The following is a 19,349-nucleotide window of genomic DNA, read 5'->3' as shown; positions in this document are numbered from 1 at the left end:
ACAATTATATCATAGGTCAAGATTTATAGACTTTTACCAGACTACTTTTGACAAAGAATAAAATAAAAACCTTCAAAATAAATTAATTTACAAAAACTAAAAACTTAAGATTATGAGTACCCTAAAATTAAAAGACGGAACAGAGATTTTTTACAAAGACCAGGGTAAAGGACCAACTTTAATGTTTCACCACGGATGGCCTTTATCATCAGATGATTGGGATGCGCAGGTTATTTTCTTTTTACAGAAAGGTTACCGCGTAGTAACGCATGACAGGAGAGGCCATGGTCGCTCCAGCCAGGATATTTACGGGCACAATATTGAAACTTATGCTGCTGATGCTGCAGAATTGGTTGAATTTTTGGATTTGAAAGATGTGGTTCATATCGGACATTCTACAGGCGGTGGCGAAGTGATTCGTTATGTGAGCAAATATGCCAATGGCAGGGCAAAAAAAGCAGTGTTAATTAGTGCTGTTCCGCCGATAATGGTTCAAAGTGAAAGCAATCCGGATGGCGTGCCAATGTCTGTTTTTGATGATATCAGAGATCAAACGCTTAATAACAGACAGCAGTTTTATATTGATTTAACTATTCCATTCTATGGATACAATAGAGAAGGTGCAGTGGTGAAAGAAGGCGTACAAAGAAACTGGTGGAGACAGGGCATGATGGGCGGAATTGTTGCGCATTATGAAGGCATCAAAGCATTTTCTGAAACTGATTTTAATGAAGATTTAAAAGCTGTAGATATCCCCGTTTTGGTGCTTCATGGCGAAGATGACCAGATTGTTCCTTACCAAAATGCAGGCGTAAAATCTGCCAAATTGTTGAAAAACGGAAAATTGATTACTTATCCTGGTTTCCCTCATGGTATGCCTACAACCGAAGCAGCAACCATTAATAAAGATATTTTAGCATTTATTGAGTCTTAGTGATTAAAGTTTTGGCGTGTGATTAATGGTTTCCCTTGCCAAATCACGCAAGTTAAATATTTAAAATACGCCTGCCGATCGGTACATAGAGTTTGGAATTTCCAAACTCTTTTGTTTTTTACAGCACTTTTAACTGTTGAGTGATTCAGATGAAAGGAATGACGGGAATATTTTTTAAAATTTTCAAAAACCAAATGCTCATGATTTCGTTTCTTCGACATGGAAACTTTTAAAAAGCTACTTTCAATCATTTTACATGTATTTTTCATTTGTTTATTCATCAGCGCCATCCTCGGGATGACCTTAGCTAAACTGTCTTAATTTTCCATCTGATTTTATAAACTGTTAATTAATACTTCATTTATTTTTATGGAAAGTTTAGATTCATTTGAAAAGTTAACGGCGATATTATTTGCCACCATCTTTTTGCTTAGTTTAATTATTGGTACAGCCGTTTATTTATTGGTATAGATTTCGGTTTTTGAAGCGACCCGGTTAACTGTTTGTCAGGAGTCTACAGCACTTAATACCCATCAGAAAATGCTTTACTCATCAATTTAAGTAAGTCGTTACGGTTTGATTTTTTAAAGATTACATCGTTACACTTATTGAACAGAATAAATTCCTTTAAGTGATAGACCAGCTTATCTATAGTTGTTGCATTAACTTCAATAGGTTCAAAATGGAGGTTGTGAACGATCAATGTTTTGTTTTTACGGTCGGCTTTAGCGTCCATTCTGGCAATAAATCTTTCTCCAGCTAAAATCGGTAAAGAGAAATAACCAAATTTTCGTTTTGGAGCAGGTACAAAACATTCAATCTGATAATCGAAGTCGAAAAAATCTTTCAAACGGGCGCGAAATACATTCAGGATATCAAAAGGCGACAGAATAAAAACTTCATCTTCTATTTTAATGTGAACATCTGTATCCGAAAGCATATATAATGGTCCTTTAACGCTATCTACAATCACCGTTTTAACTTCTCTGGTTTGAAGCATCTTTTCCAGTTCTTTTTTTACCAGATTCCCTTTTACACGGCGGGCACGCCAGGCCATTTCTTTTACACCAGAAATTCCCAGTGCCCCAAGGGTGCGTTTAATCACATAACGCGCATAATCTTCATCTGTAGGCATGGTTTGGTCGGTATCAGGTGGCACAACGTCTAATGGCAGGTGGTAAACCTTTTGGAAAGTACTGTTTCGGCTTATCATCAATTTACCTGCTAAGTAAAGTCTTTCCAATGCAACCTTTGCCGGTCGCCAGTCCCACCAGCCCGAACTGGCTTCTACTCGGTCGTTTCCAAAATCGCCAACCATCACCGCTCCATCCCGTTCAACCTGATCTAAAATCTGGTTCATTAAATCCGATTCTCTTTTTGTTAAGCTATTGCCTTGGGTTGCAAATGCCTTTTTTACCGGTAACGAAAAGCGGAAATCGTGCATGGGTAAAAAACCTGCGTCAGAAGTAAAGTATTCGAAAACATCCCCTTGATCACAAAGTATTGTAAGCCAGCCTTTTTTATAATCGGGAACGCGTGCAAACAGGGCATGATGGTGGGCACGTTCTACCACATAATTGGTATCTAACTGTACATAGCCCAAATGATCGATTACCCGGTAAACGGCCTCCATTCCAGTTCCAAACTGTGCTTTTTTTGAAAGCCCTGCCGCCTGTAAAATGATTTTTCGTGCCTGCGATTTACTGAGTTCAATAGCTTCCATGGTACTAAGATATCGATCATTTATCAGGCATCAAATATCGGCTTAACCCTTTTTCTGTTTGGATAAGCTTACTATATCCATCTGGTTGGGCATCCTCCATTTCAGTTCCGAAATCAGTGTGGCTGTAAAAATAAGTCCTCCGCCTATTAATAAGCGGGAGGTAATGGCTTCACCCAGTATAAAATGTGCTGCAAAGGCTCCAAAAACAGGTTCAAAAAGATAAATGATCGATACCCTTTCGGCGCTAATGTACTTTTGAGCAATGTTAGATATGGTATACATATATGCGGTAGAAAATAGCGCACAGAAGATGATGCCTAACCAAAACGTTTGTGCCAAAGGGAGCCAAACGGTATCGTTTTGAAATAAAGCCAGTAAAAAAGTAAATAGGGTACAACTAGCGAACATGGGTACAATGGTAGGTACAATATCGCCCGCTTTTGATGCCTTTTCAACCTGGATTAAATAGATGGCAAAGCAAAAGGCACCGGTTACGGTGTATAAATCACCAATGCCGATACTCAATTTATCTGTAACCGATATAACGAAAAGACCAGTAAGCGCTGTGCCTGCAGCAATCCATATTTTCAGGGCTGCAGCTTTTCGGTAAATCATTAGTTTAATTACGGGAATCATCACCACGGTTATTCCAGCTACAAATGAGCATTGCGATGCTGAAGTATGTGTAATGCCCAGTGTTTGCAGATAAATGCCCAGTACAAGTGACACCGCCAGGCTGGCACCGGTTTTTATAGTAGTTGCGTTAAGTTTCTTTACCTGTTTCCAGAAAATTATTGATAAAACCATGGCGGCTAAAAGGAAGCGATAGCATAAAAATAAAAGTGGCTGACCGTGGCCAATAGCCAATTTGGTAACGGAAAAAGAAATGCCCCAGAAAGCAGTACCAACAATCAGTAAGATTAGAAAAAGGGTTCTTTTTTCCATTAAGATACTTTTAATTCGTTGGTATTAGCCAATTCTTTTTTCATCAATAGATCTGTTTGCTCATCGTTGCCAAGCCAGAATGCGTGTTTACCAAAGGCTGTAAAGCCGTTTTTCTGATAAAACCTTAAAGCCCGGTGGTTTTCTTCCCAAACGCCAAGCCATACGCATTTTGCCTGTATTTCGTAAGCAATACCAATGGCTTTTTGATAGAGTGTTTGTGCTACATTTTTACCATGAAATACCTTTAAAACGTAAATGCGTTCAATTTCTAGTGCGTCATCTATTTTCTCGTTTTGTGCTTCACCAAAATTGATTTTCAGGTAGGCCACTATGTTTCCATCTAACCGTGCAAAATAAAATTGAGAACATTGATTATTCAACTCTGACTTCAATTTCTCATCAGAAAAGCTGTTTTCCAAATAATCGCTCATGTTTTCGGCTGTATTTACATGGGCAAAAGTTTCAAAAAATGTGCTTCTCCCGATTTCCTGTAATTTTTGGATGTCGTTAGTGGTTACCCTTTCAATGATGATCTGCTTCATGGCACGAATGTAGCAAGTTATTAAATGATTAAAAATGTTATTATTTCATTTATTAATGCATATTTTGCATTAATGGATCTTCAACGAATCAAATCTTTTCTGGCCCTTTCAGAACAGCTTCATTATTGGAAAACGGCAGAAAAGGTTAACATTACACAGTCGGCGCTTAGTCGCCAGATCCAGTCGCTGGAAAACGAACTGGGTGTACAGCTTTTTGAACGAAATAAACGTAATGTGAAGCTCACACGGGCAGGCAAATTTTTAAAAGAAAAATGGGAAGTCGAATTAAATGAACTCGAATACATCCATCAGTTTGCTAAACAGATTCATTTGGGTGAGCGTGGAACCATCACCATCGCGCACCCCGATTCTATCTCGGCTTCCATCATGCCCGATATGCTGGCTAAAATTACACAGGCATTTCCTCAGCTTCAGATGAAGTTGGTGCAGGTTTTATATGAAAATCAACTGGAATTTTTAAAAAACTATAAGATTGATCTCGTGATAACAAGAGATCTCAACAGCGAGCCGGGGATCAGGGCAAAAAAGATATATTCCGATCACCTTGCCCTGGTTGTTCCTTTAACACATCCTTTTAAAGTATTTGAAGATCTATCTACAGAAAACTTAAAACAGCAAAAATTTATCCTGCCCACAAAAGATGAGGGGAGTAGTTATAGCGAAATTATCCAGGCATTATTCAAATCTTATGATTTTATTCCGGATGTGTTTCTGCATTCCGAATTTGGTTCTACCATTATAGCATTGGTGAGGAAAGGTTTGGGGATAGCCATTTTGCCCGACTCTTATATGCACCATCAAAGCCCTGGTTTACGCTTTATTCCATTGCCTTTTAAAACTGATTTATTGATCAACTGGCGGGCCGATGATCACAATCCTGTACTGGCCAATATTTTGAAGCTTGTATTTGAGGACTAGAAGATAATTCCATATCAATAAGGTCTCTGATAGCTTAATGTTTGAGGTGAAAAACTATTTAAATATCCCTGATTAGATTGGTCCGTCATGCTGATCTGATAGTTATCGGATTATTTTATTAGCTGTTTATGTTGTTTTTAAAGGTCTAATAGCTCCTTTGTGGTCAGCATCTTTTTAGGTAGGAAAGACCCTGAAATAAATTCAGGGTGACGACGCTTTAAAGAGCATGTCAATATTCTGTTTGATGCTATTTTCCCTTCGCTGACTGGATAGATATCATTTGGATTTAGCCTTTATCATTCATTTTTAATCAAAAAAATATTTTATTGCAGTATATAATTTACATTGTTTAAGCAAAAAAAGCATTAAGTTTAAATAACTTTGTTTTTCAGTCAACTAAATCAAAAAAATCGATTTAGTTGCTTCTTAAACCAAATAATTTAAAATGCTTTTACTTATTCTCAACATTATTTTCTGTATCTCGTTTTTAGGCTTTGCTTATGTAAATTTAAATGATAACGACGCTTTTCTGTGGGTATCTATTTATTTAAGTGCCGCAATATGCTGCGGATTAGCTGCATCCGGTAGGTTTTATCCTTTTGCTTACCTGTTTTTAACTGCTTTTTATTTAATTTATGCTGTGATCCTGTTCTTTGCAAAGGATGGTGTGCGCGATTGGATCACCAAATACAGACGCGAGAGCCTGGTGCAGAGTATGCAGGCCACTAAGCCTTACATCGAACAAACGCGGGAATTCTTTGGCCTTTTAATTATTGCAGGCGCACTATTGATCAATTATTTCGTTTCTGCAGGTATTACTGCATAGATACCATTTGATATTTTTTATTTATGAGAGATGATCATTTAAAGGTGGTAAAAGAAATTATTGCGGCTGTTGTTAAAAACAATATCAGTTTGGAGGCCGAAAAGTGGCTGGAAAACTTTACCCGATCTACAGACCAATTAGCGCAGTTAGCTAAAGTATTTGTGATGCTGCCTCGTAAAACTGGCAAATTGCCGGTTGCAATTAACGAAGATCAGCAAGAAGCACTTCATGCAGCGGGCTTTGGCTATATCCGTAACTGGACAATAGATAGGTTAAGTCGCGTATGGTTATTGGCAGGTTTGGATCTGCATGATAAAGAACTTTTATTTGCAGCCATTAACAGGTTATTTCTGTCGGCAGAGGTGAACGAAGCTGTAGCTTTATATTCAGCGCTCCCACTTTTGCCTCATCCCGAAATTTGGGTAAAGCGCTGTGCTGAAGGGATCAGGAGCAATATTGGTTCTGTGCTCGAAGCCATTATGGAAAATAATCCTTATCCGGCAGCAAACCTGGACGAAGCTGCATGGAACCAACTGGTGCTAAAAGCTTTTTTTACAGAGAAAAATATCAACCTGATCGTGGGTTTGGATCAACGCGCCAATTTGCCGCTTGCTTTAACGCTGGTAGATTATGCCCAGGAACGCTGGGCTGCCGGTAGGGAAGTGCATCCACAGCTATGGCGTATGGTAGGTAGATTTATTAATGCCGAAATTTTCGAAACCCTTAAAACCGGTTTGCAGCATTATAACCAGATGGAACAGCGTGCCATTGCATTAGCGATTTCGCAATCTGGTTATCAGCCGGCAAAAGATTATATCAATACTTTTCCAGAACTGAAATTGGCCCTGGCCGATGGAAGCTTAAACTGGGATTCATTTAACCAATAAAAATTCTAAGATAAAGAGATGTGTTGTAGCAGTTCAATAGAAAGAGATAAAGCAATGATGGGAGCGCCTGAGGCTTTCGATATCGATGTGGTAAAGGGAATGAAGTTCTTCGATCCGCATGTGCATATGACTTCGAGAACAACAGACGATTACCAGGCAATGGCCGATGCAGGCGTAGTTGCTTTGATAGAGCCCGCATTTTGGCTGGGGCAGCCACGTACCGGATTAGATAGTTTTAATGATTACTACAGTAGCCTGATTGGTTGGGAACGCTTCCGGTCATCTCAATTTGGCATTAAACATTATTGCACCATTGGTCTAAACTCCAGAGAAGCCAATAACGAAAGTCTGGCCGAACAGGTAATGGAAATTCTGCCTTCCTTTATTTACAAAGAAGGCGTGGTTGGTGTTGGCGAGATTGGTTTTGACGACCAGACTGCTGCAGAAGAAAAATATTACCGCTTACAGCTTGAACTGGCTAAAGAAGCCGGTTTGCCTGTACAGGTGCATACGCCACATCGTGATAAGAAAAAAGGTACCCAGCGCAGCATGGATATTGCTTTGGAACATGGCCTCGATCCTTATAGTATCATTATTGATCACAATAATGAGGAAACGGTAAACGAAGTATTGGATAGAGGTTTTTGGGCTGCTTTCACCATTTACCCGTTTACCAAAATGGGTAACGAGCGTATGGTAGAAATTGTAAAACAATATGGTGCGGAGCGTATTATGGTCAATTCTGCTGCCGATTGGGGCATCAGCGATCCTTTAGCTGTACCAAAAACGGCTGCTTTAATGAAAATGCGCGGGTTAAGTGATCAGGATATTGAACTGGTTGCTTACAGCAATGCAATTACAGCCTTTGCACAGAGCGGACAGCTGGATGAAGCTGATTTTAACACTCAGATAGACCTTACCAAGAAATTTGAAGGAAATACCATCTTACGTGGCGGACAACAGCCGAGAACTGATAAATCATCGATCATCATTAGTTAAAGTATTGAAAAGAATAATTATCTATTTGCGCATGATGCGCCCTGCCAACATCGTTACTTCAGTAGCCGATATTTTGGCAGGTATTGCCATTTCCGGGGTTTTAAGCAGTGGCGCTTCCATCCCATGGTTGTCTATTGTATTATTGGTCACATCAACAGCCTGCCTATATGGTGGAGGAATCGTTTTTAACGATGTTTTTGATGCAGATCTGGATAAAGTCGAACGTCCGGAAAGGGTTATCCCCAGCGGAATAATTTCCCTACAACATGCAACTATACTCGGTAGTATCTTGCTTTTTTGCGGAATTGCTTTGGCTGCTTTAAATAGTTTAACCTCCGGATTATTGGCACTCCTGGTGGCTGTCTTTGCTTTGCTTTATAATAAAATTGGCAAACATCACTCTTTTTTCGGACCGTTAAATATGGGGTTATGCCGTGGATTTAACCTGTTATTGGGTTTGAGTATTGTGCCTGAAATGCTAACCAACCATTATCTGGCTATTATTCCGGTCATTTATATTTTCTCCATCACTATGACCAGCCGTGGCGAAGTACACGGAGGCAGCACTAAAAATTTATATTTGGCCGCCTTTCTGTATGCGACAGTGATCTGTGCTATTGCTTATTTTGCATTTGTAAATGAAAGGTTGCTACTGTCACTACTGTTCCTGGTACCTTTTGTCGTTATGATTTTCAGGCCACTTTTAAAAGCGATAAAAGAACCTGTTGGTAAAAATATCGGTGGGGCAGTGAAAGCCGGCGTAATATCGCTTATTTTAATGGATGCGGCCTGGGCCGTCACTTTCGATGCCTTGGGTCTGGCTTTTATCATAGCAGCTTTATTGCCATTATCCCTTTGGCTCTCTAAATTATTTGCAGTTACTTAACCCTCACACACCTTAGCAATTGTTATGGAACATTTACATCAATCCTTTACGGTACAATATCACTATAATGTTTTTTTTACTTCATCGCTTTTTTTGCCTGAAAACGAGTTATTAGACAGTTTTTTGGTTAATCTAAATCCGGCTGCTGCCGTAAAGAAAATCTTATTTGTAATTGATGAGGGCGTAGTCAACGCACACAAAGGACTCATTGCAGAAATTAAAGCCTATTTTTCAAAGCACAATAAAACGCAGCTGGTTCAGGACATTCTCGTGATCCCAGGAGGTGAACAGGTAAAAAACGATACGAAATATTTTGATCAGGTATTGGAAGCCATTAATAATTATGGTATAGACAGACATTCATTTGTGGCTGCAATTGGCGGCGGGGCAGTACTTGATATGGTAGGGTATGCGGCTACGGTTGCACACCGCGGTATTAAACACATCAGGATTCCAAGCACTGTACTTTCGCAGAACGATTCTGGCGTTGGTGTTAAAAACGGGATTAATTATTTTAATAAAAAGAACTTTTTGGGCACTTTTTCGCCTCCTGTTGCTGTGTTTAACGATGAGGTATTTTTAAGTACTTTATCCGATCGCGATTGGCGTTCAGGTATTGCTGAAGCAATTAAAGTAGCGCTGATTAAAGATGCTGAATTTTTTGAGTGGCTGGAAGCGAATGCTACTGCGCTTGCAAATCGCGATACCACAGCCATGAATTATCAGATATGGAAATGTGCAAAACTTCATATGGAGCATATTCGCAGTGCCGATCCTTTTGAGAACGGTTCTGCACGGCCATTGGATTTTGGCCATTGGAGCGCGCATAAATTAGAGTATTTGACGAATTTTGAAGTGAGGCATGGCGAGGCTGTTGCCATGGGCATTGCCTTAGATACTGTATATTCCAATTTATCTGGCAGAATAAGTGCCGAAGATGCACAAAGGGTAATCACGCTCATCCAGCAGCTTGGCTTTGAACTCACGCACCCTTTGTTGCAGGTTACGGAAGGCAATAGTCACATTTTGGATGGACTGGAAGAATTCCGCGAGCATCTTGGCGGCCAGCTTACCATTACCTTGCTTACCGGTTTAGGAAGTGGTGAGGAAGTTCATGAAATTGATGCCGACATCTTAAAACAAGCCGCAGAAATTTTAAATAAACAGACGACTGTTATTCAACATTAAGCTATGAAATTAATTTCCGGACATTTAACCTTCTGTACCAATATTTATGCGGGCGAAAACTGGATGGCACATTTTGCCGTCTTAAAGTCTAGTTTTCCGATATTGAAAGCACAATTATCACCAGATGCGCCAATGGGAATTGGCTTGCGGCTTTCCAATCTGGCCAGCATCGAACTGTTGCAGGAAAATCATATGGAAACTTTTAAACAGTGGCTTACACAGGAAGGTGGCTATGTTTTTACCATGAATGGGTTTCCTTATGGCGGTTTTCACCATACCAGAGTGAAAGATCAGGTACATGCACCCGATTGGACAACGGTAGAACGCGTTGAATATACATTGCGTTTGGCCGAAATCCTTTCACAATTATTGCCTGATGACCTGGATGGTGGCATTTCAACCTCTCCATTAAGTTATAAGCCCTGGTTTACAGCTACTGAAGCCAGAATAGATGCTACAACCAGTGCAACGGCCAATATTATAAAGGTAGCGGAAGCTTTACAGCAGATACAGGTTCGAAGTGGTAAGCTGATCCATTTGGATATCGAACCTGAACCGGATGGTTTTCTTGAATCTGGTCCAGAATTTATTGACTGGTATGAAAATGTACTTTTAGCTGCCGGAAAGGATGAAAACCTGATCAAAAACCATATCCGTTTATGTTATGATGTTTGTCATTTCGCCATTGGTTATGAACCACATACAGCCATCATTAACGAATTGCAGGAAAAAGGCATCAAAATTGGAAAAATCCAGATTAGTGCCGCATTAAAAGCAAAATTGCCAGTATCCGTTTCTGAAAGAAATGTAGTACTGGATCAATTGAGTCGCTTTGATGAACCAACTTATCTTCATCAGGTAATTGCCAGAAAAAATGATGGTAGTTTAATCCGTTATCCTGATCTGAAAGAAGCACTGGCAGAAGGCGATAATATGGCGGTAGAGGAATGGAGAGCTCATTTTCATGTGCCTATTTTTGTAGAAGATATGGGTTTGATCCAGTCTACACAATCGGATATAATGGAAGTACTAAACGTGCAAAAAAATAATCCTTTCACTGCGCATTTAGAAGTAGAAACCTACACCTGGGAGGTGTTGCCCACTGCTTTAAAAGCACCTTTAAACGATTCTATCATCAGGGAACTGGCCTGGGTTAAAAATTTATTATAAAAGAATATGCACAAAACCGTTGTTATCGATATCGTAGCGCTATCTGCTTCCGTAATTGGAGTGCATACGCCTTTTCTCCAGAAATATATAACTGAGAACCATCTCACAACCATAGAACCTTTGTTGCCAGCAGTTACAACGGCTGTGCAATCCAGTTATCTAACGGGTAAATATCCTTCAGAAAACGGCATTGTGGGTAATGGCTGGTATGACCATGAGGATGCGGAAATTAAATTCTGGAAGCAATCTAACCACCTGGTAAATGCTGAAAAAATATGGGATCAGGCTAAAAAGGAAGATCCCAATTTTACCTGTGCCAATATGTTTTGGTGGTATAATATGTATTCTACAGCCGATTTTTCAGTAACGCCACGTCCAAATTACCTGGCTGATGGCCGTAAATTACCAGACTGCTATTCGCAGCCAGCCGAACTGCGCGACCATTTACAGGCTAAACTGGGTCAGTTTCCCTTATTTCAGTTCTGGGGACCGGGTGCAAATATTAAATCGACAAGATGGATTGCAGATGCCTCAATGGAAACCGAGAAGCTCCATAATCCAACGCTTAGCTTAATTTATTTGCCCCATTTAGATTATTGTTTGCAGAAGTTTGGTCCTGAACTGGATAAAATCAGTACAGAATTGAAAGAAATTGATCAGGTAGTAGAAGAATTGGTACGCTTTTACGAAAGTAGGGGTGCGCGCATCATCTTGCTTTCTGAATATGGTATTGCACCGGTTAATAACCCTATCCACCTTAACCGTTTGTTTAGGGAGAACGGCTTGCTTCAGATCCGCGAAGAAAGAGGATTAGAGTTGCTTGATCCGGGTGCCTCTAAAGCATTTGTGGTGGCCGATCATCAGGTTGCACATGTATATATTAACGATAAAAGTGTAACTGAACAGGTAAAAGCATTATTAAATACTGTTCAGGGAATTGATTTGATACTCGATAAAGCAGAACAGGAGCAACACCACATTAACCATAAACGTTCAGGCGATTTCGTATTAGTTGCAAAAGAAAACAGTTGGTTTACTTATTATTTTTGGTTGGATGATGCTAAGGCGCCAGATTATGCGAGGGTAGTTGATATCCATAAAAAACCTGGTTATGATCCAGTAGAAATGTTTATGACCTCTAAACTGAGGGCTGGGTATAAACTTTTAAGAAAAAAGGCTGGCTTTCGTTATGTGATGGATGTGATTCCGCTTGATGCTACGCTGGTTAAAGGATCGCATGGTGGCGTTAATACAGCTGATGAATATAAACCTGTTCTGGTTACTTCAAAAGTAATAGATAAAGCTTTGCGGGCGCCTGATGTTTATCAGGTGATTTGGGATAGTTTAACTGTTTAAAAAGATAACCATTCTGCTGATCTGATCGCTATCGGATCAGAGAAGGTTCGTGATTTTGAGCAATGATTTTGGCAAAAAAAACGTCATTGTGAGAAGGCTTTTACCGCAAAGATCGCCTGCAAGAAAGATAGCTTCGTCGTTCCTTCTTATAATGAAGACCTTTCTAAGATATCAAGCAATGGTAGCACGTAGAATGGCAACTGTTGTTTTTTGTTTCGATTAGGAAAGGTCTTCGACAGGCTCAGACTGACAATGTGTATTTTTATACTTTCTTAAACCTTGACCTCAATTTATTATTTCCTTACAAACCTATACCCACAACCCTCAATACAAGGTGGATTAAGTTCCAGCGATTTTGCTGAAACCTGGTATCTGAAAATGGCTGGCATTTGGTAGTTGCTACTGTAAACCTCCATTCTTACACTGTCCAAAATTTTAAATGAAAGTAAATTTGGCATAGCATTCCCTGTAAATCTGCCAACTTGATCTCCTGATCTTTCTACCTTAAGATATTTGGCTTCGCCAGTAACTTTTTTGTATTTACCCTGTCCATTACCAATATCAGCTAAGGTTTCGGTCAATTTCCATTCGCCGTAAACTTCGCCAGGTCTGTCATCTGATTTTTTGCAGGATCCATTGATAATGCCTACAAGTGCCAAAAGGAGTAATATTTTTCTCATAAAGCTTTAATTTATAGCTTATACGCAGATGGATTCCAAAACGCTACTGAAAACTGAATTAATTATTTCAAAGTATGATCTGACCTGGAATTTAAGTTCTTCCTTAGCCTGATGATAAGATGGTCGGCGCATGTTATTTGCAGCATTCAATTTGAATAACCTATGAATTGGTAAATGAAGCTATATTAAAAAGGAAGACTAATACTATTCCAGTCCAGCGCTAAAGTCTATTCCATAGTCGAAATCTAGAAGTTCGGTTGGATGGATTTTTAAACCGATGGACAATCTCAATATGGTAATAAAATTTGGACTGGTTTCTCCATTTTCATATTTAATGATATCGCCTGTATTAACACCGCTTCTTTTATAAAATTCACGATAAGAAAGTTCCTGTTTCTCTTTTAAGAATTTTAAATGCTCACCAAAGCTTTTCAGAATTATTTTTTCTTTCTCACTGATCATTTCATTGCTAATAAAAATACAATTGGCAATGTCTTTTATATTTTATTTAAAATCGTCATGCAATTACTTGACATTTGTCTTTTTTTTGTTTACATTTACGTAATAAAAAAATAAAACCAGTAAAGGTAAAATTAAGAGTCTTGCAACCTCAAATCTCACGCCGTTGGAGCAAGACAGCAGATTTTATCCCATTTCTTATAGCGGAATTGCTATCTTTAGCTTTCCAAAATAAGAGTGGGCTTCTGCTGTAATTCCATTTCAACGTAAGGCGTGAGAAACATTATGAGGTTATGGTTTGGGAAGCCCACTTTTCTTCTCTCCGGCAAGACTCATAACATATGGTTATGGGCAAGCAAATCGTAAATTGGATGAATGAGGTATTACTTACAGAAGTAAGTATGCACCAATATGCTATTTTAATTGTTTGCCATTTTCAAATATTTCTACACCAGTCTCTGTTAAGTTGTCCGTTCGACCGGCTTTATGCCCTAAAACCCAAAAATCCCGAATAATTTTTTGATAAGGCAGGCTGGCCTTAAAGGTTAATGATATTGAGGTTCTTAATGATAATGGCCTGCCTTATTCTTCTTTGCAGCGATTATTGATATTCTAATGGAATATCAGCTAAAAAATAAGTGGCTTATGCTGCAATGGGATTGCTATGTCTAAATTTTTCGCCAATGCATGCTTTATCCTTTAAATCGACTTTTCAATAAGCCTAATTTTTACGGTTCAATTCACCAATCATATTAATCAAACAATGAAATTCAACAATGCTTATTTGCCGCTTTTTTTCTTTTGCTGGGCTTTGTTGTACAGCCCATTGGTTATGTGGTATGCTTTAGAACAAAATGAAAATTTAGACACTGCTGGTACGAAGTTTAAGCATCATAAGCGTGATGACGTAAGGGATTTTGATTATTTCTCTTTTCCCTATACAACCTATAGGTTTACAATGGGGCATGATAATAAAGGTTGCATTTTTAGAGACAGGAACATCCCATTTGTTTTTTATAAAGCTGATCAATGCAGGGTGCATGTGACGAATTAGGCGTAGCTACTTGATCGCTGTATGCCGTAGAGGCTAAACCAAACAAAATTGTTGTCATGCTTTCTTGTGTTTTACAAAAAATGGTTCTTGTATATAGAACCTGGCTGCATGACTTTCTTATTTATATTTCAACTAACCAATACAAAACCATTAGCAATATTTCGGTGTGGCATTTTTTTACTAAAATTTAAGCTGGTATCACATTAATTAATGCCGCTAATACCTGGTCCGCAAAGCAGGTAACGGCAAACTTTAGCGCAGTTTAAAACTGCCTAAAGTTTTTAACATTCCGATTTAAGCTATTAACTCAACTTTATGAAACCAACTCTTCTAACAGGCCTTATGCTTGTTTTCTCTCTTTTTTTATATGCCCAAAAGCCAATTAAGGCTTTGCAGGTGGGCGATAGGGTACCAGATGCTTTCTGGACTGCACCCAGAAATTTTATGATTAATGGTAAAGTGGTACAGGGCAGCATGGAGCAGTTTAGAGGCCAGCTGCTGATTATCGATTTTTGGGCTACTTTCTGTATTCCGTGTATTAAAGAGATGCCAGAACAAAAAAGGCTCTCCAGTTTATTCAAAGGTGAAATTAATATCGTGAACGTAACACCGGAAAGTGCTAAGCTTGTTTCTACCTTTTATTCTTCTGAAAGAAACCCTCTTGGTAGCGCTTTTACTTCAATTGTTGATGATAAGGAATTAAATGGTCTATTTCTGCACAACAAAATTCCGCATCTGGTTTGGATCGATAAACAGGGAATAGTGAGAAATACCACTGATGGTGATGCCCTATCTGAAGAAAACATCAGGGCAACCTTATCCGGAACTTTAAGTTTAACACCCTTGAATTACATTTATCCAAATACGGTTTTGATGATGAATCAGAATCCTAAGGGAATGCAATCGTTTAACCTGTTAATCAAAGGTAGAATACCAGGTATTTCGAGCTCCATGATCCGTTCTAATGGACCAAATACAGGAATCATCATTTTCAACCATCCGCTACGATGGCTATACAGTGTGCTGGCGAGGGCAGAATTCCCATCGTTCTCTGATCAGCGGTTTAAGCTTGATTTCGCGGATACAGATGGATTTAATAATCCTTCTTTAAAACCAGAGGACCTCTGGACTGTAGATTTTTGGGCGTCAAGTGGAAAATCGGCTTTATTAAAAAAGCTAACGATGAATTACCTGAATGAAAATTCAGGATACTCTGCAGCGGTAAAAGTAATTAATACTCCTGTATATAAGTTACAATATTCGCCCTCAAAAGCCACTCGTCAACTGAAAACACAGGGGGGACAACCGACTAATCTTGGATTTCATAAGGGGTCGAGATTTATCAATCAATCTATAACCATCCTGGTAAATGATATTCAAGACTGTTCTTTTGTTAAAAATCCGGTTTTGAATGATACTAAAATTACTTTTTTAGTTGATCTGGAACTTTCAGAGGTAAAGGATGTGGCAGGATTGAATGCCCTGCTAAATCCCTATGGTTTATCGCTGAAAGCGGATTATCAGGAACTTGAAATGCTAGTAGTTAGTAAAACCGATAAAACAAACTAATATGAAGTACATCTTATTTTTAACTGCTTTCCTCATCTCATTAAACACAATTGCCCAAGATAAGTCAGCTGGGGTACGGATTTTTAATGCAGAAACAAAAGCACCACTTGACGGCGTGATGCTGAAATTTATATCAATTAATAAAATCCTTTTTAGTGATACCACGGGTAAAGTCTTGATACCCGGATATACCGGAGAATATACTGTTGAAGTAGGCCAAATGGGATATGAAATAACGTTAGTTAAGCTAAGTTTGCCTTTAAAAGCTGATCTTAAAATTTATTTACAGCCTATGGTAAGGCTGCTGGATGATGTACAGGTGTATACTGGTTACCAAACTTTACCAAAAGAACGTTCAACAGGCTCATTTACTACTTTAGATAATAAACTACTGGCACAACAGGTAGGCCCTAACATTATCTCCAGATTAGAGGCAATTTCATCTGGTCTGATTGTAGACAGATCTACTAACGGCGGAGGAAGACTTATGATTAGGGGATTAAGTTCCATACAGGGGCCAAAAGCCCCATTAATTATCCTGGATAATTTTCCCTATGAGGGCGACATCAATAATATAAACCCTAACGATGTGGAAAATATCACGATTTTGAAAGATGCTTCTGCTTCAAGTATATGGGGAGCACGGGCAGGTAATGGAGTTGTGGTCATCACATCAAAAAATGGACGGTTTAATGCTAAGGTAAAAATCGATGCAAATATCAATACCAGTTTTGTTCAAAGCCCAAATCTTTCCAGGTTAAAGCAGATCAGCCCGACAGATTATATTGATAATGAAATCTTTCTTTTTTCAAAAGGTTTTTATCAATCTCAAGTTAACAATGCTCAACAGCCCGCCTTGAGTCCTATTGTAGAGCTGTTGCTGAAAAAAGAAAAGGGAACAGTGTCGAGTGCTGCAGCACAGGCAGAGATTGAGCGACTGAAATCACTGGATGTAAGGGATCAATATCAACAGTATTTTTATACAGCAGGATTAAACAACCAGGCTTCTGTAAATATTTCAGGTGGGCAGGAATCATTCAAATGGTATTCTTCAGTAAGCGTTGATGACAACAGATCAGTAACTGATGCTGTTTTCAGGAAGTTGAATTCAAAAATGAACATGACTTACAAGCCTTATAAAGGCCTGGAGGTTAGCACAGGATTTTATTATACCAATAGCAATGCCCTAACTGGAAAACCAGATTATGGCAGTATCAGTTCTGTATCAGGAAATCTTTATCCTTATGCAGAATTCGCGGATGCTGATGGCAATGCACTTGCTATTCCAAAGGATAGGCGCGCATCATATTTAAGTGGATTGGCGGGTGGTCTTTTGGGCGATTGGAAGTATTATCCGCTAACAGATTACCAGCATGTTAAAAACCAGACTAAGACAGGAGATCTGATTCTGGATGCTGCTTTAATGCAAAAATTGCCCTTTGGGTTTTCTGTAACCCTAAAATACCAATATGGAAACCAGGAAAGGAAAAATACATTACTTAATGATGAGCAAAGTTATTTTGCGCGGAACCTGGTTAATGATTTTGCCCAATATGCGAACAACGCTGTAACCTATAAAATACCAAAGGGGGGAATTCTGGATAATTCGCTCAATTCTTTGCAGGTACATAATATAAGAGGTCAGCTTAATTATGGCTTAAATACACCGTCACATGTTATCGCAGGATTTATTGGTGCAGAAACAAGAGAGTCGTCATTAAACGGACTAACTTCCAGATTGTATGGTTTTAGAGATGATATTATTTCTGCCGGGGTGGTGGATTATACAACCGCCTATCCCTCGCTTACCTCCGGAAACAATTCTTTTATAACAGACAGAAACGGAATAACAGCTACAAGTACAAGATTCGCTTCAGTGTTTTCAAATCTTTCTTACGCCTATAAATCGAGGTATACCTTTACCCTAAGTGGTAGAAGGGATGCTTCAAACCTTTTTGGCGTTAATACCAATGATAAATGGAATTTACTTTGGTCTGCAGGGCTATTATGGGATGTATCAAATGAGCTTTTTTTTAATAAAGACCTGTTTAGTTCGCTAAAGATCAGGGCAACTTATGGGCTTACTGGCAATATTGATCCTACGATGACTGCAGTTTCAACTATTGTTTATGTGGGGAATTCTACCAATACCGGACTGCCATATGCCAGATTCAATACTTATTCAAATCCTTCCTTAAAGTGGGAAACTTCTGCAATGACAAATCTTGGCGTCGATTTCTCCATGTTGAAAGACCGATTGTCGGGTTCTCTGGAATATTTCCATAAAAAAGGAAAAGATTTATTTGGTATTGCAAGTTTAGATTATTCTGGCGGTGTAGGGCAATCAATTATTAAAAACGTGGCGGAGATGAGCGGGAATGGCTGGGAGATTCAGCTTAATTCTATCAATACAGAGGGTAGGTTAATCTGGAAAAGCAGTTTTAATATAAGCGGTTACAGGGATAAGATCGATAAATATTTATTGTCAAATTATCAGGGGAGCAATTTTTTGGGTCTTGCAGGGGGACCTTCCGTTTCGGGCATCATTGGAAGTCCGGTTTACTCGATTTATGGTTACAGGTGGGGCGGCTTAGACCCTGCTAACGGCGATCCAATAGGTTACCTTAATGGCAATGCCAGTAAAGATTATAATCTGATTACAGGGCAGGGTACACAACTTTCTGACCTGGTTTACTATGGTTCTGCTGTGCCAAGGATATTTGGTGGCCTGGGGAATGCTTTTAAGTATGGTAACCTCGAACTTAATGTTCAGTTTAGTTTTAAACTAGATTATTTTTTTAGAAGAAATTCCATCCAGTATGGTAATCTGAATACTACGGGACAGGGCCATGCCGATTATGCATCGCGCTGGAAACAACCTGGGGATGAGCTTAACACAGATATACCTTCCCAAATATATCCCACAGCTAGTGCCAGAGATAATTTTTACAGGGGTTCAGAGGTACTGATCTCAAAAGGTGACCATATCCGCCTGCAGTACATTAACCTGGGTTATAACCCAAAAATTCAGTCAAAGGTATTCAGAAGTTTAACGGTTTATGCTACCGTGTCCAATTTAGGCCTGGTTTGGGTAGCCAATAAACAGGGCTTGGATCCTGATTATGAAATTGGTTTAAGTGGTTTAATTCCTTCTAAAACAATTTCAATTGGCCTTAGGGCTAGCTTTTAATC

Annotated in this window: 18 protein-coding genes; 13 read left to right on the top strand and 5 right to left on the bottom strand. The window is 39.0% G+C overall.

From position 1 onward, the window contains the following. Positions 1-112: 112 nt before the first annotated feature. Positions 113-934, top strand: a complete 822-nt coding sequence (locus tag BLR60_RS04640; RefSeq protein ID WP_090497288.1) for an alpha/beta fold hydrolase — start codon at positions 113-115, stop codon at positions 932-934. A 523-nt stretch (positions 935-1,457) separates the two neighbouring features. Here BLR60_RS04640 and BLR60_RS04630 read toward each other — a convergent pair. From BLR60_RS04630 to BLR60_RS04620, 3 genes are read right to left on the bottom strand one after another with little or no spacing between them, the layout of a single operon-like run. Continuing rightward, entirely contained in the window at positions 1,458-2,657 is a 1,200-nt protein-coding gene (locus BLR60_RS04630; protein WP_090497284.1) for a winged helix-turn-helix domain-containing protein, read from the bottom strand. 42 nt (positions 2,658-2,699) lie between these two features. Next, a complete protein-coding gene (locus BLR60_RS04625; protein ID WP_090497282.1) occupies positions 2,700-3,602 on the bottom strand; it encodes a DMT family transporter in 903 nt (300 codons plus the stop codon). Further along, positions 3,602-4,144 carry a GNAT family N-acetyltransferase gene (locus BLR60_RS04620; RefSeq protein ID WP_090497280.1) on the bottom strand — a complete coding sequence of 181 codons (543 nt, stop codon included), beginning with the start codon at positions 4,142-4,144 and terminating at the stop codon, positions 3,602-3,604. The genes BLR60_RS04625 and BLR60_RS04620 overlap by 1 nt, the downstream gene beginning before the upstream one ends. Before the next feature lie 72 nt (positions 4,145-4,216). Here BLR60_RS04620 and BLR60_RS04615 point away from each other — a divergent pair, with 72 nt between their 5' ends. The 8 genes from BLR60_RS04615 to BLR60_RS04580 all read left to right on the top strand — a co-directional run bounded on the left by BLR60_RS04615 (position 4,217) and on the right by BLR60_RS04580 (position 12,395). After that, the gene (locus tag BLR60_RS04615; protein ID WP_090497397.1) at positions 4,217-5,083 is read left to right on the top strand and encodes a LysR family transcriptional regulator; all 867 of its coding nucleotides are present in this window, start codon (positions 4,217-4,219) and stop codon (positions 5,081-5,083) included. A gap of 445 nt (positions 5,084-5,528) precedes the next feature. Next, positions 5,529-5,909 carry a transmembrane 220 family protein gene (locus BLR60_RS04610; protein WP_090497278.1) on the top strand — a complete coding sequence of 127 codons (381 nt, stop codon included), beginning with the start codon at positions 5,529-5,531 and terminating at the stop codon, positions 5,907-5,909. A 23-nt stretch (positions 5,910-5,932) separates the two neighbouring features. After that, positions 5,933-6,796 (top strand): EboA domain-containing protein, encoded by an 864-nt coding sequence (locus tag BLR60_RS04605; protein WP_208600571.1) that lies wholly within the window; start codon positions 5,933-5,935, stop codon positions 6,794-6,796. Positions 6,797-6,850: 54 nt separating this feature from the next. Further along, positions 6,851-7,795, top strand: coding sequence for a TatD family hydrolase (locus BLR60_RS04600; protein ID WP_244155589.1), 945 nt, complete (start codon positions 6,851-6,853; stop codon positions 7,793-7,795). 4 nt (positions 7,796-7,799) lie between these two features. After that, positions 7,800-8,681 carry a UbiA-like protein EboC gene (gene eboC / locus BLR60_RS04595; protein WP_244155588.1) on the top strand — a complete coding sequence of 294 codons (882 nt, stop codon included), beginning with the start codon at positions 7,800-7,802 and terminating at the stop codon, positions 8,679-8,681. Between the two features lie 24 nt (positions 8,682-8,705). Next, positions 8,706-9,869 (top strand): 3-dehydroquinate synthase, encoded by a 1,164-nt coding sequence (locus BLR60_RS04590; RefSeq protein ID WP_090497274.1) that lies wholly within the window; start codon positions 8,706-8,708, stop codon positions 9,867-9,869. 3 nt (positions 9,870-9,872) lie between these two features. Then, the gene (gene eboE / locus BLR60_RS04585) at positions 9,873-11,039 is read left to right on the top strand and encodes a metabolite traffic protein EboE (protein WP_090497272.1); all 1,167 of its coding nucleotides are present in this window, start codon (positions 9,873-9,875) and stop codon (positions 11,037-11,039) included. A 6-nt stretch (positions 11,040-11,045) separates the two neighbouring features. Continuing rightward, the gene (locus BLR60_RS04580) at positions 11,046-12,395 is read left to right on the top strand and encodes an alkaline phosphatase family protein (RefSeq protein ID WP_090497271.1); all 1,350 of its coding nucleotides are present in this window, start codon (positions 11,046-11,048) and stop codon (positions 12,393-12,395) included. Between the two features lie 293 nt (positions 12,396-12,688). Here BLR60_RS04580 and BLR60_RS04575 read toward each other — a convergent pair whose 3' ends face one another. Both BLR60_RS04575 and BLR60_RS04570 read right to left on the bottom strand, forming a co-directional pair. Next, positions 12,689-13,075 (bottom strand): hypothetical protein, encoded by a 387-nt coding sequence (locus tag BLR60_RS04575; RefSeq protein ID WP_090497269.1) that lies wholly within the window; start codon positions 13,073-13,075, stop codon positions 12,689-12,691. 204 nt (positions 13,076-13,279) lie between these two features. Continuing rightward, positions 13,280-13,537: a helix-turn-helix domain-containing protein gene (locus BLR60_RS04570; RefSeq protein ID WP_090497268.1), complete on the bottom strand. Its 258-nt coding sequence runs from the start codon at positions 13,535-13,537 to the stop codon at positions 13,280-13,282. A 344-nt stretch (positions 13,538-13,881) separates the two neighbouring features. Here BLR60_RS04570 and BLR60_RS25065 point away from each other — a divergent pair, with 344 nt between their 5' ends. The 4 genes from BLR60_RS25065 to BLR60_RS04555 all read left to right on the top strand — a co-directional run bounded on the left by BLR60_RS25065 (position 13,882) and on the right by BLR60_RS04555 (position 19,347). Then, the gene (locus BLR60_RS25065) at positions 13,882-14,049 is read left to right on the top strand and encodes a hypothetical protein (protein ID WP_208600570.1); all 168 of its coding nucleotides are present in this window, start codon (positions 13,882-13,884) and stop codon (positions 14,047-14,049) included. 248 nt (positions 14,050-14,297) lie between these two features. Beyond that, positions 14,298-14,588 (top strand): hypothetical protein, encoded by a 291-nt coding sequence (locus tag BLR60_RS04565; RefSeq protein ID WP_090497266.1) that lies wholly within the window; start codon positions 14,298-14,300, stop codon positions 14,586-14,588. Positions 14,589-14,903: 315 nt separating this feature from the next. Further along, positions 14,904-16,157: a TlpA family protein disulfide reductase gene (locus BLR60_RS04560; protein ID WP_090497265.1), complete on the top strand. Its 1,254-nt coding sequence runs from the start codon at positions 14,904-14,906 to the stop codon at positions 16,155-16,157. Position 16,158: 1 nt separating this feature from the next. Continuing rightward, positions 16,159-19,347, top strand: a complete 3,189-nt coding sequence (locus BLR60_RS04555; RefSeq protein WP_090497263.1) for a SusC/RagA family TonB-linked outer membrane protein — start codon at positions 16,159-16,161, stop codon at positions 19,345-19,347. The last annotated feature ends 2 nt before the right edge of the window (positions 19,348-19,349 follow it).

The organism is Pedobacter terrae, from assembly GCF_900100705.1.
Taxonomy (GTDB): Bacteria; Bacteroidota; Bacteroidia; order Sphingobacteriales; family Sphingobacteriaceae; genus Pedobacter; species Pedobacter terrae.
Note: the sequence above shows the minus strand (reverse complement) of the source record. Positions and strands in the feature narration are given on the sequence as shown.